This is a genomic window from Streptomyces sp. NPDC086835 (genome assembly GCF_044745705.1).
In the GTDB taxonomy this organism is placed as follows: Bacteria; Actinomycetota; Actinomycetes; order Streptomycetales; family Streptomycetaceae; genus Streptomyces.
Genome location: NZ_JBIVAU010000008.1, coordinates 44,920 through 59,178, shown reverse-complemented (window position 1 = coordinate 59,178; position 14,259 = coordinate 44,920). Strand labels below are relative to the sequence as shown.

The following is a 14,259-nucleotide window of genomic DNA, read 5'->3' as shown; positions in this document are numbered from 1 at the left end:
GTCGTGGGGGTCCGACATCGCGAGCCGTCGGAACGCCGCGACGTACGGACGGACGGGTCGGCGCGCGGGCGAAATTGGGCTGCGGCGAGGCGTGGGCGCCGCTCACACTGGGCGGGCCCGATCTCCCGATCCTCGAAGGAACACCTCCGCGTGCAGGCAGCCGTCACCGTCACCCCCGCCCAGATACCCGAACTGCTGCTCGGGCTCGCCACCGTGCGGCCCGTGTTCCTGTGGGGAGCGCCCGGGATCGGCAAGTCGTCGCTGGTGCGGCGGTTCGCCGACTCGCTGGGGCTGGAGTGCGTGAGCCTGCTCGGGACGCAGCTCGCTCCGGAGGACCTGATCGGGGTGCCGCAGATCCGCGACGGGCGGTCCGTGTTCTGCCCGCCGGAGGCCATCGCCCGGGACGAGCCGTACTGCCTGTTCCTCGACGAGCTCAACGCTGCGAGCCCCGATGTCCAGAAGGCCTTCTACTCCTTGATCCTGGACCGCCGGATCGGGTCGTACGAACTGCCCGCGGGCTCGATCGTCATCGGGGCCGGCAACCGGGCCACGGACAACGCGCTGGCGAGGCCGATCGCGTCCGCGCTGGTGAACCGGCTCACGCACGTCCATCTTCAGGCGTCGGCGGCTGACTGGCTGGTGTGGGCCGGTGAGCACGGCATCCACCCGTGGGTGACCGACTATCTCACCGACCGGCCCGACCACCTCTGGTCGGCTCCGCCGAAGACGGAGGAGCCGTTCTCCACGCCCCGCTCCTGGCACATGCTGTCCGACGCGCTGCACTCCTTCGGACCGGGCATCGACGAGAACACCCTCAAGGTCGTCGTCCACGGCACGCTCACGCCCGCGCACGCCGTCTCCTTCTGCGGCTACGCGAAGATCGTGCGCCACACCTTCGGCATCGAGGCGATCCTCAAGGGAGACGCCTCGTGGCCCTCGCGGCTCGAGGACCGGGACCTGCTCTACTACCTGGCGGAGGCGTTCCGCGGGCGGCTGGTGAAGGAGCTCCCCCGGCAGAAGGAGCACGTGTCGCCCTCGCTGCGGCAGACCGTCTACCGCTCCAAGGCGCTGCTGGTGCAGCTCGCGGAGATCTCCGTCGAGGTCGCCCAGACCGTCATCGCCGACGACGCCGACGGGCAGCCGGTGCTGCCCGCCTGGTTCCTCGTCGAGGCCGCACGCGACATGCCCCGGCTGGTCGAGGCCCGGCGATGAAGGCCGCCGCCGGCCAGAAGGGCGCCGCGAAGAAGGGCGACAAGCCCGACCCCGCCACCGAGGCGTTCGCGGCGGGGCTCGCCATGGTCAAGCGCAACCCGGCATTCGCCGCCGTCGAGGCCGACTTCTGCCGGCAGGGCAAGTGCGCCGCCACCCCGGCCGGCGGGCTGGCGGCCGTCGACTCGAACGGCGTCGTCCACGTCCATCCCACCAAGCGGGCGCGTCCCGAGGAGTGGGCCTGGACGCTCGCGCACTGTCTGCTGCACCTGGGCTTCGGCCATGTGCCGGCGGCCAAGGACAGGCTGCGCGAGCAGCCCGACCGGTACGACCTGGCGGCCCGCTGCACGGTCGTCAACCGCTTCCTGCTCACCTTCCCGGTGGGCAGCCCTCCCGGCGACGTCCCCGAGACGTACCCGGGCGGCGACGAGGAACTGCTCGCGGCACGCTGGCGCCGCGACGGCATCCCCGACGCCTACCGGCACTGCGGCACCGCGGGCGAGCACCCCGACCAGGTCCTGACCACCTGGCGGGCATGGGACAACACCGCGGTGCCGGACTGGGAGACCGCCTTCGCGCACGCGCTCACCCGCAGCGTCTCCGCCGCGATGGACGTGGCGGGCGGCCGGCGCGACCGGGTCACCGGCGAGCGCCTGCCGCAGCGGCCCTGGGACCGTGCGCTGAACTGGTTCGTCTCCTCCTACCCACTGCTCGGCGGGATCGCGGCCGGCCTCACCGTCGTCGCGGACGCCGAACTCGCCCGTGCGCAGGACATCTCCGTCGCCGCCGTGAGCTCCGCCGCGGGCGAGATCTACATCAATCCGCTGCGGACCTTCACCGACGAGCAGTGGCGGTTCATCCTGGCCCACGAGATGCTGCACGCCGCCTTGCGCCACGGGGAACGCCGGGGCGTGCGCGACCCGTTGCTCTTCAACGTCGCCGCCGACTTCGTCGTCAACGGCTGGCTGGTGGAGATGCGCGTCGGCGAGATGCCCGAGGGGCTGCTGTACGACCCGGAGCTGAAGGACCTGTCGGTGGAGGAGGTCTACGACCGCATCGCCACCGACCTGCGCCGCCGCCGCAGGCTCGCGACCCTGCGAGGCAAGGGCGTGGGCGACATCCTCGGCGACCCGCTGCCGCACGCGGCCTCCCGTCCCTACGCCGACCTGGACGACTTCTACCGGCGCGGTCTCGTCCAGGGCTTCGACCTGCACCAGTACGGGGAGCGCGGTCTGCTGCCCGCCGGGCTGGTCCAGGAGATCCGCGCGCTGGCCCATCCGCCCGTGCCGTGGGACGCGCGGCTCGCCCGCTGGTTCGACGAGTACGTGCCCCGCCCCGAGCCGGTCCGCTCCTACGCCCGCCCGGCCCGGCGGCAGGCCTCCACCCCCGACATCCCGCGCGCCGGGCGGTACTTCCCGCAGGAAGAGGTCCCCCGCTGCACCTTCGGCGTCGTCCTCGACACCTCCGGCTCGATGAACACCGCGCTGCTCGGCAAGGCGCTCGGTGCCATCGCCTCGTACGCGGAGGCCCGCGACGTGCCCGCCGCCCGCGTCGTCTTCTGCGACGCGGCGGCGTACGACGCCGGATACGTGCCGCCGGTGGAGATCGCCGGCCGGGTACGGGTCCGGGGACGCGGCGGGACGGTGCTTCAGCCGGGCATCGACCTGCTCCACCGGGCCGGTGACTTCCCGGCGGGCGCACCGGTCCTGGTCATCACCGACGGCTGGTGCGACACACTGCGCATCCGGCGCGAGCACGCCTTCCTGATCCCGCAGGGCGCGTCCTTGCCGTTCACGCCCCGGGGTCCGGTCTTCCGCCTGACGTGAGGAATCCGGGCGGCGTGACGGACGTTCGCCGGGGCGGCGGTGGAACGGACGCGCGGTGCGTGTGCGGGAGCAGGCGCCGGCGGCCGGGCTCGGCGGAGGCGGCGCCAGCATCATGATCATGTGGCCACGTATCGACGGACTGCGGACGCTGGACCTCGGTGTTCCCGGTGAACTGCGGGACCGGCTCAACGCGTTGGTGCTCGCGGGGCGGAAGCGGGCCACGGCGGGGCTGCTGGAGGCCGACTACCGGGCCGAGGGCGAGGAGCCGGAAACGGTGGGGGAGCGGCTGGTCCTGGTCGGCAGTGACGGGCAGCGGGTGACCGAAGTGGTCGTGCAATCCGTGGACATCATGCCGCTGGGCTCCGTCCCCTGGGACTTCGCCCGGGCGGAGGGCGAGGGTGACGCCGATGTCGCGGAGTGGCGTGCCGGGCACATCGCCTACTGGGAGAGCGTCGGCCAGGCCGTCGACGACGGGACGGCCATCGTCTGCGTGCGCTTCGCGCTCGCGGCGCCCGCCTGATCCGGTCAGCCGGCGCGCAGCGCGCGGCTCACACGTCCCGGCGCACAGCGCGGTCAAAGGACGCCCCCCGCCTCGTCGTGGAACACCTCCGGCCAGTAGCGGTAGTCGTCGGCGTCCTTCGCGGGCAGGCAGGCCACCGGATCGACCGATCCGAGGACCTCGGTCATGGTGTCGGCGAGCTGGTGGTAGAAGTCCTGGGTGAAGTCGTGCTCCTGGTCGAGCCGTTGCTCCCGGCTGTACATCCACACCGTGAACGCCAGCGTCGATATGTCGGCGTTCACGGGAGTCGTCGTGTCGGCGCCGTACTCGTGGTACGAGAGCAGGCCGGTGCGGCCGTCGATCACCACCTCGAAGTCATGGACGAGACTGCCCAGGGTGATCAGCCTGTCCGCGTCGGCCGGCAGCCGGGAGCGTGCGTCGTCGGCGGGCGACGTGTGTTCCGTACCGGTCCGGGCCTCTCCCTCGGCCTCCGCCTCCCTCTGGGCCAATGGGCGCAGCAGGTCCTCGTCGCCCCACAGACCGAACATGAGCTCCACCTTCGGGAGCCCCACCTCGGTGAGGAACCGGCGCGTCGGCTCGTGGGTCAGGGCGTCGGGCAGCTCGGCGGCATCGACGCGGACCATCTCCTCCGCCCCGAACTCCTCGTCCAGCAGCCCGTCCGGCAGGTCCAGCAGCAGGCCGTGTCCCGGCCGGGCGACCAGGGGCAACGGCCGTATCGTCGAGGCGATGCGCCACACCGCCGGGATCTCGTGGTCCCAGCCCGATCGCGGTCCCGCGCTGCCCCAGTCGCCGTCGCCCCAGTCCTCCTCGGTGAGAGCGGCCGTCAGCAACCGCTCGGCCTCCGACACCACTTCGGGCCCGGTCCGGCCGGTGAGAACGGCGAACCGGCCCCGCATCGCCCGGAAGTCGTCCACGTGGGCGAGGAACCGAGCCAGTGCGTCGACCGACGGCGCGAGCGGGATCACGTCGATCAGACGGGGGTGGTCCTCGAAGAGATACATGGTGAAGACGCGGCCCGTGGCGCCGTCGAGGACTATCTCCTGGGCGTCGTCGTCCTCGGACCGGAGGTGGCCGATCAGCACGAGGCCCGCGACGTACGGATCGAGCTCGGCCCTGTCCGCCCCTTCGGCCAGCAGATCCGGCACGGGCACCGCCCCCGCCGCGGCCAGCGGGGCGAAGCGCATCAGGTCATGATCCGCGGGCAGTCCGGGGCCGGTCAGCCGGAGCCGGGTCGCCTCGTGCGTGACGGACGGATGGAGCGCGTGCGCGGGCACGCTGACGCTGGTGGTCGCGGACATGGTTCCCCCGTGGTGCTGTGCCGTGATCTCCCTACGACCACCACGATAGGAGGCACCACTGACAGCGGGATCAGCCCTGGGCGGCGAACGCGACGAAGCCCGTCCAGGAGCCGGGGGAGAGAGCGAGCCGGGGGCCGTCGGTGACCTTGGAGTCCCGGACGTGGACGGTGGTGGGGCAGGCCGCGACCTCGACGCAGGAGTCGCCCTGCGTGCCGCTGTAGCTGGACTTGTGCCAGGACAGAGTGACTTCCACGCAGGAGTCGCCATCGCCGCTGCTGTAGCTGCTCTTGAACCAAGCCAGTTCGGGGGTGCTCATACCGCTCCTCGCATTCGCTCCAGCAGGCCTACGGAATCTGCGGGGGTGAGAGCCTGCGAGCGCAGTTTTGCATACCGCTGAAGCAGGATGCTGACCTGTTTCGGGTCTGCGATGAGCTGGCCCGACTGTTGTCCCTCCGAGTAGGCAAGCCACCTGTGGTCTGGAGTCTCGAGGAGTTGCATCGGGCCGTCGAGTCCTGCGTGTTGGGGCTGCTGGGCAGGCATTACTTGGATCTCGACGTTACGCAGACGGGCGTGGTCCAGCATGTGTTCGAGCACGCTGCGGGTCACTTCTTTCCCGCCCAAACCACGGGTGATCACTGCTTCCTCGATGATGAAACTGAACGGCACGTTGGGCTTCTCGCGGAACAGATGCTGTCGGCTCGTGCGCGCGCAGACCTGTGCCTCCAACTGTTCGTCGGTCAGCGGCGGCACACTTTGCGCGAACACCGTCCGGGCGTATAGCTCGGACTGGCGGGGCCTGGTACGAGGCGGCACTCGTAGGTATCGAGGCTCACCGCCTCCGCCTCCAGCCCCGCCCACTGCCGGAACCAGCTCGCCAGTCCCGGCCGTCGCGACAGGTGCCGTGCCGCGCCCCTCAGCGTCCCGAAGGCGTCGAGCACCTCCTCCGCGCGGTCCACGAAGTCCGCCGGCGGGAAGCGCCTGCCCTGTTCGATGGAGGCCACCGTGGGGAGCGAGTACCGCACCCGTGGCGCGAACTCCTCCTGCGTCAGGCGCGCCCGCTTCCGGAACGCCTTGACCACCTCACCGAACGCCTTCAGGCTGTCGGACACCTCCGGTTCCGCCGCGGACCCGTTCGATCCGCCCGCCCCGCCCGCCGTCTCCGTCATGTGCGGTCACCTCCCGCCTACGTGTGCCGTGCTCGTTCAACTCCGCAACGCGGCCATCGTCACGGTCCGTTACCCGTACTGTCTACCCTGCGTACCCGTACGCTGACTCAGCGTACGGGCGTCTGATCTGGGGAAACGCCGCCCGTGGACGTGAAGTTGGCCGTATGCAGCCACCTATCGCCCCTCAACAGGCGGGCACCGTACGTGTGTTCACCCAGCGCTTCAGTTCCACGCCGCTCGGCGCCCGGCTCGCCCGGCGCCTCGCCCTGCACCAGCTTCAGGCCTGGGCCGTCCCGCACGGCTCGGAGGCGTCCGACGCGGCCGCGCTCGTCGTCGCGGAACTGGCGGCGAACGCCGTGACGCACGGCCGTGTGCCGGGCCGGGACTTCGAGTTGAGGCTCACGCGCACCCCCGGCGCCCTGCGTATCGAGGTGTCCGACACGCGCGGTGAACGCCGGCCTCCGCGTCAGGTCACCTCGCCCCCGGATCTGGCCGACTCGGGGCGCGGGCTCGTGCTCGTCGCGGCGCTCGCGGACCGGTGGCAGGTGCTGGACCGCGTACCGGTGGGGAAGACCGTGCGTGTGGAGCTCGACCTGCCAGAGGCGGCGGCCCCGTGACCCGGGCGGCCGATCCGGTGCCGGCAGGTCAGTCGGGCGGCCGCGCGGAGTCGCCGGGCGGCAGCAGCGTTCCGAGGGGGCCGAGATCGAGGTTGAGGTCGTCCATGGTCAGCCCGTACTGGGCGCACAGGCCGGTCATCCGGTCGTGCAGCAGGAGCAGCGTCGACCCCAGCCGTTCTTCCTCCTCCTCCGTGAGATCGCCCTGGTCGACCCGGTGCAGTGCCTGCCGCTCCATGAGCTGACGCAGCAGCTCGACGAGGGTGAGGACGAGCTTCATCAGGTCGCGTTCGACGGTGTCCGGGTCGGTACGGATCCTCCGGGCCGGCGCGGACGGCCTGTTCGCGGTCGCCGGGACGTCCTGCGGGGCGGCCGGGAGCAGCCGGAAGGCGCGGGAGGCCGCGTCCGCGACCTCGTCGAGCCGCTGCCGGGCGGGCGGGGGAGGGCTGACCCGGCGCTCGGCCCGATCGGATCGGTCCGCCCGGTCGGATCGGTCCGCCCGGTCGGATCGTTCCGCCCGGTCGGATCGGTCCGCCCCGTCGGGGCGGGCGTCATCGGACATCCGGAAGACCGCCCTCCGGTGCCGGCCCCGCCCACAGCGGCCGGGTCTCCGCGTCGACGGACACGATCAGCGCGCGCAGCGAGACGCGCACAAGGTCGATGTCGGCGATGGAGAGCAGCACATCACCGGTGATCACCACCCCGCCGCTGAGCAGACGGTCCAGCAGATCGATCAGGGCGACCTGCCGCTGCGGGAGCGGGTCGTCGTAGCGGGGGGTCACGGGCCCGGTCACGACGGCCGGCCCTCGGCGCGCGACGCGTCGGACGTGCCCGATGCCTCGGACATGCCGTCGGGTGGCGTGGTGAAGGAGTAGGGCACCCAGGGGCCGGTGATCTCGACCCGCACTCCGGGCAGGTCCTCCGCCGCCCGCGCCACCTCCGCCCGGAACGCCTGCGAACGGTCCTCCCGCAGCAGGTAGGCGTCGTTCACGACGTTCTCGCCGCTCGAGCCGGCCAGTTCGCCTTGCTGGACCCGGTGGCGTGCCCGGTCCGTGGCGTACGCGTGGCCCGCTGCCTCGATCCGATCCGCCGCCGTCCGCGCCCCCTCGTGCGCCCGTTCACGGCTGCTCCGCTGCGCCCTGCGGGTGCGGAGGTACGAGCGCCCCGGACCGACTCCGGCGTCGGCGGTCCCCGGGGCCGGGGCGGCGGCAGCGGTGTCCGCTCCGGGGGAATCGGCGGGGGCGTCCACGTAGATCTTGACGCCCCACTCGACATGTCCTTCGAGCCGCGCCAGCAGCTGTACGAATCCGTCGTGGCCGGCGCCCAGGGCCTCCCGGGCGCGGTCGTCGTCGAGATAGACCGTCGCGAGCCGCAACGGCAGCACGGTCGTCGCCCCGGCGAGCGTCTCGATCACCACGTGGTGGGCACGTGCGACCGCCTCCAGCCACTCGAGGTCCTCGAGATGGCGCCGCAGGGCGTCCTCATCGAAGTCCCGCGCGCTCACCGAGCTCGCGACGAAGGCGACCTGCGCGGGCTCGGCGGTTCCGTCGTGGGCCGAGCCGTCGCGCTCCGTCTCCGCGACGACACGCACCGCGGCGCCGCCCACGCCCGTCAGCTCCGCCGCGGACTCCCGCAGTGCGGCCGAGTCGCGGGCGACGGCGTAGACGTAGGTGACGGCGTCGCCGTCGTGCGGGAGGCCCTCGGCGGCGGTCGTCTCCTCAGGAGTCGTTTCCTTAGCGGTCATCGGCGCGAGTTCCTCGGCGTTCGGGGCGTTCGGGGCGCTCGCGGGTCTCCCGGCGTGCGCGGGAGGCCGGGCGGTCGTCGCGTTCCGAGCGTTCCGGCCGTTGTCGGCGTTCTCTGCGTTCCTTGGCCTCGCCCCGGTCCCTGGCTTGCTTGCCTTCGCCGCTTTCCCGGTCTCCCCGGAGCTCCTCGGGCTCCGGGCTTGCGTGGCTTTCCTCGAGCACCCGGCCTTCCATGGCGGGCCGCGGCGCCTCCAAGGGCTCCTCGGCCCGGCCGGGCAGCGAGCTTTCGCGCCGCAGCGTCTCGATCTCCTCGCGCAGGCGCCGGTTCTCCGCGGCGAGGGACCGTTCCGTGCCGTCGTGCGACGCGCGGGACGACAGGGAGGGGTCGTGCTCCCACCAGTCGATCCCCATCTCCTTCGCCTTGTCCACGGACGCGACCAGCAGGCGCAGTTTGATGGTCAGCAGCTCGATGTCGAGAAGGTTGATCCGGATGTCCCCGGCGATCACGATGCCCTTGTCGAGGACCCGTTCGAGGATGTCGGCGAGATTCGAGGAGGACGAGCCCTGGGCGTACGCCGGCGCGGCCCGGGAGGGGTAGGAGCCGGTCCGGTTGGCGAGTGGTTCGGTCACGATCGGAACCTCACGTTTCGCGGTGCGTGCGGATGCACGGCGTCGTCCCGGCCAGGAGCCCGGCCGCCAAGACCCCGGTCAGGAGCCCGACCGGTGGCACGGCCGGCCGTCACCGCCCGATGTCGGCCCGGTACGCCATGATCTCTTCGAGGCGGTCCAGCAGCTCGTCCTCCCTCCGGTCGAACGTCTCCTCGTCGATCTCCCCCGAAGTGAGCTGGGCCTCCAGCTCGGCCAGCGCGCGATGCACGGGCGCGGGGTCGTAGTACTCCTCCTCCGCCGCCTCCCGCACCCGGTCCACGACCCACACGACCCCCCGCACCGGCGCCAGCGGCAGGGTGACGATCTGGGTGAACAGGCCCATGGCACATCAGCCCTTCAGACGAAGCTGTACGGAGGGAGCGGTCCGCTGAGGCGGAACGTGTAACCCTCGCCCAACTGGTTGGTGACACTGAGTTGAGTGGCGAGGAACAGCTCCTCCTGGTCCTCGGCCACCAGGAAGGACACATTGAGGAAGTCTTCGCCCGTCGGCTGGGCGGTGCTCACCTCGCGGCTGTGGGGACGGAGTGCCTCGATGACGCCGGAGGCCAGCGCCTCCTGCCGCGCCTGCACCTCCCCGGCCACCAACTCGCCCAGCTGCATGGGCATGTCGGGCGTCGCGTCACCCCTGCGGATCCGGTCGTTCAGCTCCCGGGCCGTCTCCGACTCGATCAGGATCTCGCGAAGGGTCGCGTCCTCGTCCTGCGACGCCTTCAGGTTGTACTCGGCGCACCCCCGTACCGCCTCGATGCGCTGCGTGTACTGCGCCGATCCCTGCTCCAGCGCGTCCCGCACCGCGTCGTCGTCGGGTGCCGTCAGCCCGAAGCGCAGGGGCAGCACCGCACCGTCGGCCATGAGGCGTTCCTGCACGGCCTGGTGCGCCATGACGTCGCGGCGCTTGGGACGCAGTCCGTCCGGCGCGTCGCTGACGACGGCGCACAGCGACCCGGCGACCACCCTTCGCAGGTCGGCCGGCGGCTCTCCGACTCCCTCGACGCCGTCGAGACGGACCGGATGATCCTCGGCGGTGATCGAGTAGACGTACACGGCCATGGTCGCTCCTCACTGCGGGATCACTCCCGCCCGCCTTACCTTTCCCGTTCCCGCCGGGAGGCCCGCCGGGGGGGCCTGCGCTCTTCCACGGGTTCCCGTTCCTCGGCGTCCCTCCCCTCCTCGAGCTCGGCGCGGTCGTCATCGGCCTGCCGCTTCTTGCCGCCGCCCGTCAGGGAATCGGCCACGGCCTCCATCGCGCCACCGAGCGCCCCCTTCGACTTCCCCTTCGCTCCGCTCTCGAGGGTGTCGCCGACGACGTCGGTCAGCTGGGCGGGCGCCTTTCTGCCCGACTCGAGGTCGAGGCGGTTGCAGGCCTCCGCGAATCGCAGGTACGTGTCGACGCTGGCCACGACGACACGGGCGTCGATCTTCAGGATCTCGATGCCGACCAGGGACACGCGTACGAAGACGTCGATGACCAGTCCGCGGTCGAGAATGAGATCGAGGACGTCGTAGAGGGTCCCGGAGCCACCGCCGCCGCCCCTGGAAACGTCTCCGCCTTGCGGTACCACGGTCATGGTGTCTCCCTTCGTCGCAAAGCCGCAGCGGGCCTTCGAAGGTCGTTCAGTTCGGTCGGTCGATCTGACCGCGGGTGTAGCGCCGGGTGCGCCGGTACTCCACCAGATCGCCCTCCTCGTCCAGCGTCACTCGGTAGCTGGCCAGCACGCTCGTGGTGTCGGGGATCCGCTCCACCTCCAGCACCTCCACGTCCGCCTCCCAGCCGTCCTCGGTCCGTGTGAGCGCCGAGACCGACTCGGGTGGGCGGCCCAGCAGCTCCGCCAGCTGGTCCGCCGCGGAGCGCATGACGCTCGCCGCCTTGATCTTGGGACGCCGTCCGGCGGGATCTGAGGAAGTCATCGCCCCTTCTCATCACGGCAGGACCGCTCGTCGTACAGAAACGTACAATTTCAGCATATAGGCATATATGGGGTTCGCTGTGGAACTCGTGGACCTACCGGCTTCCCCCGGCCCCAACAGGCCCGCACCGGCATAGATGTTGAGAGGCACGAGCAGGGGAGCGAGCAGTCGGCCAGGACCTGCCACACAGGGAGCAGCTCATGAAGGACATCAACCGAACGGCTCTCGCGGCCGCCGTGGCAGGTGGCTACGTCCTGGGCCGTACGAAAAAGGGGCGCATGGCCCTCGCGGTGGGCGCGTATCTCGCCGGGCAGCGCACCGGCCTCACCCCGCAGAAGCTGATGGCCCAGGGCGTGAAGACGCTCAAGGACGCCCCGCAGCTCGCGGGACTGAGCGACCAGGTGCGGGGCGAGCTGATGGACGCCGGGCGCCAGGCGCTGGCGGCGACCGCCGACCGCAAGATGGCCGGGTTGGCCGACGCGCTGCACGAGCGCACGCAGCGGCTGGAGGGGCGTGGCGAGGCGGACGAGAAGGATCAGCGGGACACGGAGGCGGCGGACGGGGCCGACGAGCCCGAGGAGGACCAGAAGGAAGAGCCCGAGGAGGACCAGAAGGAACAGGAGGACCAGAAGTCGAAGAAGGAGCGGGAGGGAGCGCGGAGCGAGCTCAGGTCCCGCCGGGCCGCTGCCGGAAAGACGGCGAAGAAGGCCCCCGCCGGGACCTCCACCGCGAAGAAGGCCACCGCCAGGGCCGCCGCGAAGAAGGCCGCCACGACCGGGAAGGCGCCCGCGAAGAGAGCTCCCTCTGGCACGGACGCGACGTCCGGGTCCGGGACACGGCGGAGGTAGGGCCATGACCAGCACGGATCAGCGACCCACAGGTCAGGGCGGTTCCGGCCTGGACCAGTTGCGCGACGCGCTCGCCGGTTACGTCGGCGCCCGCGCGGGACGCCTGGCCGACACAGCCGGTGACAAGCTGACCGGACTCTCGGACAAGCTTCTCGACGTCGCCGAGAACGGTGGCGCGCCCCCCGTCGGCGGAGTGATGAAAACCCTGGTCGGCGCCAAGCTCAAGAGCACCAAGGACAACGTCGTGGGCAAGGTGAAGGACACACTCGGAGGCGGCGGAGGGGGCGGCGGACGCAAGTCCGGCGACACCAAGGTCATGAACATCGTCGAGGCCCTCGACGTGGGCGTGCCCGTCCGCACCGCGTACGACCACTGGACCCAGTACGAGGCGTTCAGCGGCTTCGCCAAGGGCGTGCGCCACGTCTCCCAGACGGACGAGCTCACCTCCGACTGGAAGGTCAAGGTCGGTCCGTTCACCCGCGGCTGGTCGGCGACGGTCCAGGAGCAGATACCGGACGACCGGATCGTGTGGACGTCGGAGGGCGCCAAGGGGAGCACACGCGGATGCGTGAGCTTCCACGAGCTGGCCCCCTCCCTGACCCGCATCGTGCTCGTCGTGGAGTACTACCCCTCGGGGCTCTTCGAGAAGACGGGCAATCTGTGGCGGGCCGCAGGACGGCGCCTGCGGCTCGACTTCAAGAACTTCCAGCGCCATGTGACCCTCACGGACGAAGAGGCAGAGGGCTGGCGTGGCGAGGTGCGGGACGGTGAGGTCGTCGTCAGCCACGAAGAGGCGATGGAGCGCGAAGAGGCGGAGCGCGAGGAGCACGAGGGCGACGAGGACGAGGGACGCGACGACAGCGACCGTGACTACGACTACGAGGACGAAGCCGAGGACCGGGGCGAAGCCGAGGACCAGGGCGAAACCGAGGACCGGGGCGAAGCCGAGGAGGGGGACGAGGAAGAGGACGACGAGTACGACGACGAGGAGGGCGGCCCCCGGCGGTACGAGGACGACGCCGAGTACGAGGACGAGGCGTACGAGGACCGCGAGGACGAGGACGACGAGGACGACGAGGACTACGAGGAGAAGGAGCGGGCCAAGGCAGGAACACGGTCCGGACAGCGCCGCTGAACCAGCCGCCGGACCGGTCGCGGCCCCTACCCTGCCTGTCATGGGCATCAGCACCGGCACGGGCAGGAACTTCCGGACCGACGGCGCCGCGGTAGGGCGGCGCCGTTTCCTCGGCGGCTTGGGCGCGCTGGCCGCCGGCGGCGCGCTCGCGGGGTGCTCGCAGGCCGAGGAGTCCGCACCGCGGGCCAGATCGCGGGCGGCCACCACTGCCACGGCCCGGCCCCGCAAGGCGCGCCCCCTGCTCATCGGCACGTACACCTCCGTCGAAGGAGGCGGCTCAGGGATCGCGACGGCCACGTACGACGAGACGAGCGGCAAGATCAGCGGGACCGGGCTCGTCGAAGGCGTCGGCGACCCCTCGTACCTCGCCGTCCACCCCACAGGCCGCACCCTGTACGCGGTGAACGAACGCGATGCCGGTGCCGTGACCGCCGTGCGGCTCGACGAGGGCGGCGCCCACGAGGTGCTCTCGAGCCGCTCCACCGGCGGGCCCGCGCCCTGCCATCTGTCCGTGCACCCGTCCGGACGGTGGCTGCTCAGCGCCAACTACGGCTCCGGCAGCGTCGCCGTCCACCCGCTCGCCGCCTCCGGCGCGCCCGGTGAGCGTACGGACCTGGTCACCCACGCCGATCCGCCGCCCGGTCCCGGTCAACAAGGGCCGCACGCCCACCAGATCGTCACCAGCCCCGACGGCGGGCATGTGCTCGCCGTCGACCTGGGCAACGACACCGTGTACACCTACCGCCTCGACACCGATGCGGGCACGCTCACCGAGGTGTCACGGACGACGCTGCGGCCCGGTGCGGGTCCACGGCACCTCACCTTCCACCCGTCCGGCCGGCACGCCTACGTGGCGAACGAGCTCGACAACACCGTCGTGGCCTGCGCCTACGACCCGCGCACCGGCAGGCTCCGGCCGGGCGCGCCGCAGCCCACCGGCACCGGGTCCGGCACCAGTTACCCGGCCCAGCTCGTGGTGACCGGCGACGGCGGGTACGCGTACCTCGCCAACCGGGGGCACAACAGCCTGACCCGGTACGCCGTCGAGGCCGGTGGGTCGCGCCTGCGCCTGCTCGACACCGTCCCCGTCGGGGGTGACTTCCCCCGGCACATCGCTCTCTCGCCGTCGGGCGGGCTGCTGTTCGCGGCGAACCAGCGCTCGAGCACGGTGACCGTCTTTCATGTCGACCGGCGCACGGGCGGACTGAGCTCGGCAGGACCGGCGTTCGAGTCGCCGGTCGCGGTGTGCGCGCTGCCGCTGTAGCGGCGTACGGGGAGGGCGGGACGGCCCTGGGCCGTGGTGGGCTCTGCCGACCGGGACGGC

Annotated in this window: 17 protein-coding genes and 1 pseudogene; 7 read left to right on the top strand and 11 right to left on the bottom strand. The window is 71.6% G+C overall.

From position 1 onward, the window contains the following. Window positions 1-150: 150 nt before the first annotated feature. The 3 genes from ACIPJI_RS24525 (at window position 151) to ACIPJI_RS24515 (ending at window position 3,555) form a co-directional block, all read left to right on the top strand. Window positions 151-1,212, top strand: a complete 1,062-nt coding sequence (locus ACIPJI_RS24525) for a MoxR family ATPase (RefSeq protein WP_356622103.1) — start codon at window positions 151-153, stop codon at window positions 1,210-1,212. Then, a complete protein-coding gene (locus ACIPJI_RS24520) occupies window positions 1,209-3,035 on the top strand; it encodes a hypothetical protein (protein ID WP_402248836.1) in 1,827 nt (608 codons plus the stop codon). The genes ACIPJI_RS24525 and ACIPJI_RS24520 overlap by 4 nt, the downstream gene beginning before the upstream one ends. 118 nt (window positions 3,036-3,153) lie before the next feature. Next, window positions 3,154-3,555, top strand: a complete 402-nt coding sequence (locus ACIPJI_RS24515) for an ASCH domain-containing protein (RefSeq protein WP_402248835.1) — start codon at window positions 3,154-3,156, stop codon at window positions 3,553-3,555. Between the two features lie 53 nt (window positions 3,556-3,608). On the opposite strand, the gene ACIPJI_RS24510 is transcribed toward ACIPJI_RS24515, so the two are convergent. From ACIPJI_RS24510 to ACIPJI_RS24500, 3 genes and pseudogenes are all read right to left on the bottom strand, one after another. Then, window positions 3,609-4,853 carry an SUKH-4 family immunity protein gene (locus ACIPJI_RS24510; RefSeq protein WP_402248833.1) on the bottom strand — a complete coding sequence of 415 codons (1,245 nt, stop codon included), beginning with the start codon at window positions 4,851-4,853 and terminating at the stop codon, window positions 3,609-3,611. Between the two features lie 70 nt (window positions 4,854-4,923). Next, window positions 4,924-5,169: a DUF397 domain-containing protein gene (locus tag ACIPJI_RS24505; protein WP_402248831.1), complete on the bottom strand. Its 246-nt coding sequence runs from the start codon at window positions 5,167-5,169 to the stop codon at window positions 4,924-4,926. Continuing rightward, window positions 5,166-6,019, bottom strand: a pseudogene (locus tag ACIPJI_RS24500) (Scr1 family TA system antitoxin-like transcriptional regulator). The gene ACIPJI_RS24505 and the pseudogene ACIPJI_RS24500 overlap by 4 nt, the downstream one beginning before the upstream one ends. A gap of 164 nt (window positions 6,020-6,183) precedes the next feature. Here ACIPJI_RS24500 and ACIPJI_RS24495 point away from each other — a divergent pair. Continuing rightward, the gene (locus tag ACIPJI_RS24495; protein ID WP_402248829.1) at window positions 6,184-6,636 is read left to right on the top strand and encodes an ATP-binding protein; all 453 of its coding nucleotides are present in this window, start codon (window positions 6,184-6,186) and stop codon (window positions 6,634-6,636) included. 28 nt (window positions 6,637-6,664) lie between these two features. Here ACIPJI_RS24495 and ACIPJI_RS24490 read toward each other — a convergent pair whose 3' ends face one another. From ACIPJI_RS24490 to ACIPJI_RS24455, 8 genes are all read right to left on the bottom strand, one after another. After that, entirely contained in the window at window positions 6,665-7,195 is a 531-nt protein-coding gene (locus ACIPJI_RS24490) for a gas vesicle protein K (RefSeq protein ID WP_402248827.1), read from the bottom strand. After that, window positions 7,185-7,427, bottom strand: a complete 243-nt coding sequence (locus tag ACIPJI_RS24485) for a gas vesicle protein (RefSeq protein ID WP_307708952.1) — start codon at window positions 7,425-7,427, stop codon at window positions 7,185-7,187. Before ACIPJI_RS24485 ends, ACIPJI_RS24490 begins: the two co-directional genes overlap by 11 nt. Then, window positions 7,424-8,377, bottom strand: a complete 954-nt coding sequence (locus ACIPJI_RS24480; protein WP_402248825.1) for a GvpL/GvpF family gas vesicle protein — start codon at window positions 8,375-8,377, stop codon at window positions 7,424-7,426. The genes ACIPJI_RS24485 and ACIPJI_RS24480 overlap by 4 nt, the downstream gene beginning before the upstream one ends. After that, window positions 8,367-9,005, bottom strand: a complete 639-nt coding sequence (locus ACIPJI_RS24475) for a gas vesicle protein (RefSeq protein WP_402248823.1) — start codon at window positions 9,003-9,005, stop codon at window positions 8,367-8,369. Before ACIPJI_RS24475 ends, ACIPJI_RS24480 begins: the two co-directional genes overlap by 11 nt. 109 nt (window positions 9,006-9,114) lie before the next feature. Further along, complete coding sequence (locus ACIPJI_RS24470) at window positions 9,115-9,366, bottom strand: gas vesicle protein GvpG (RefSeq protein ID WP_159685338.1); 252 nt, start codon at window positions 9,364-9,366, stop codon at window positions 9,115-9,117. 14 nt (window positions 9,367-9,380) lie between these two features. Next, window positions 9,381-10,094 carry a GvpL/GvpF family gas vesicle protein gene (locus tag ACIPJI_RS24465; RefSeq protein WP_402248821.1) on the bottom strand — a complete coding sequence of 238 codons (714 nt, stop codon included), beginning with the start codon at window positions 10,092-10,094 and terminating at the stop codon, window positions 9,381-9,383. A 35-nt stretch (window positions 10,095-10,129) separates the two neighbouring features. Next, window positions 10,130-10,612 carry a gas vesicle structural protein GvpA gene (locus ACIPJI_RS24460; RefSeq protein ID WP_402248820.1) on the bottom strand — a complete coding sequence of 161 codons (483 nt, stop codon included), beginning with the start codon at window positions 10,610-10,612 and terminating at the stop codon, window positions 10,130-10,132. A 46-nt stretch (window positions 10,613-10,658) separates the two neighbouring features. Next, entirely contained in the window at window positions 10,659-10,952 is a 294-nt protein-coding gene (locus ACIPJI_RS24455) for a gas vesicle protein (protein ID WP_356622093.1), read from the bottom strand. A 200-nt stretch (window positions 10,953-11,152) separates the two neighbouring features. Here ACIPJI_RS24455 and ACIPJI_RS24450 point away from each other — a divergent pair, with 200 nt between their 5' ends. From ACIPJI_RS24450 to ACIPJI_RS24440, 3 genes are read left to right on the top strand one after another with little or no spacing between them, the layout of a single operon-like run. Further along, window positions 11,153-11,800, top strand: a complete 648-nt coding sequence (locus ACIPJI_RS24450) for a histone protein (protein ID WP_402248818.1) — start codon at window positions 11,153-11,155, stop codon at window positions 11,798-11,800. 4 nt (window positions 11,801-11,804) lie between these two features. Further along, a complete protein-coding gene (locus ACIPJI_RS24445; protein ID WP_402248816.1) occupies window positions 11,805-12,935 on the top strand; it encodes an SRPBCC family protein in 1,131 nt (376 codons plus the stop codon). A 40-nt stretch (window positions 12,936-12,975) separates the two neighbouring features. After that, a complete protein-coding gene (locus ACIPJI_RS24440) occupies window positions 12,976-14,199 on the top strand; it encodes a lactonase family protein (protein ID WP_402248814.1) in 1,224 nt (407 codons plus the stop codon). The last annotated feature ends 60 nt before the right edge of the window (window positions 14,200-14,259 follow it).